The organism is Vibrio sp. 1249-1, from assembly GCF_033340495.1.
The window spans coordinates 1-944 of the sequence record NZ_JAWOWJ010000212.1 but is presented as its reverse complement, the minus strand read 5'-3'; the positions used below and the strand labels follow the sequence as shown (position 1 = coordinate 944).

The 944-nt window shown below is 51.7% G+C and carries 1 protein-coding gene; it reads right to left on the bottom strand.

Annotated features, from left to right (window positions below):
* Nucleotides 1-43 precede the first annotated feature (43 nt).
* Nucleotides 44-944 (bottom strand): DNA cytosine methyltransferase (locus tag R7Z50_RS25325; protein WP_318149461.1); only part of this gene is annotated, 901 nt, incomplete at its 5' end.

Below are 944 nucleotides of genomic sequence, written 5' to 3'. Positions count from 1 at the left end.
ATAGGCCGGAGCAAAGGCCTTTCGGCATTGCCCCGGTGAGTTACTAATGAACCAAAGATGAAGTGACCATGATTGCGTCTCCGGACATCATTACCGGGAGATATTCGCAAGGCTCATGGCCGCAGCTCTTTTTAGTTCCGTTAGGTGAATAGACAGCCAATTGACCATCCATAATGTTGAAGGGCATCCCCTGTTTTTTCGCTGCCGGTGACAGCTTGAGAGTGCCCTTTGCGTCAACCAATGCCGTTGCCCAATGGAAGTCTTCACCACCGATCACCGGCTGTGATTCATCCACGACTTCGACCATGATTGGCATCATTCCAACCCAGCTCCACAGGCTGTTCCCTAATGCGAGGGCTAAAGCCTCGAACGCGGGAAAGACTACCGATTGCCCGAGAATCTGGTGGGCAATAGTGTCCGACAGACCTTGGATGAGTTCCTCTGGTATCCCTTTCACTCGACAATGTTCTGTCGGTGTAAAGATGCGAGACAACTCCGGCTGTTCTGGATGAACAATGAAAGGTTCGGTACTTCTGCATTTTGCATAGTCCTTACCTATGGTGCCGCAAAACTCATCGTCGCCAGTCAGAAGCTGGCGAGAGAACCCCTTGCCAGCAGCTTTGTCTCTCAACTCCTTCTCAGCCAGATAGTCAAATGACTTCCAACGTTCAGAATCGAGCGGAACTGGCTCCAGGATGTCCTGTATGCGACTTTCCTTGGTGCGAACAGGCTGAACCTTCTCAAGTTCAAACCCGTCGATCCCGTGGGAAAGCGCAACAACACAAAGACGCTTGCGGCGCTCAATAACCCCAAACTCATTGCCGTCGAGAATGCGCTCTTGTAGGGAGTAACCCAACGAAGAGAGCACCGAACGAATCACTTCCATCGAAGCGGTGTTCTGGTACTCAGGCACGTTCTCAATCAGCACAACGGCTGGGTTTAGC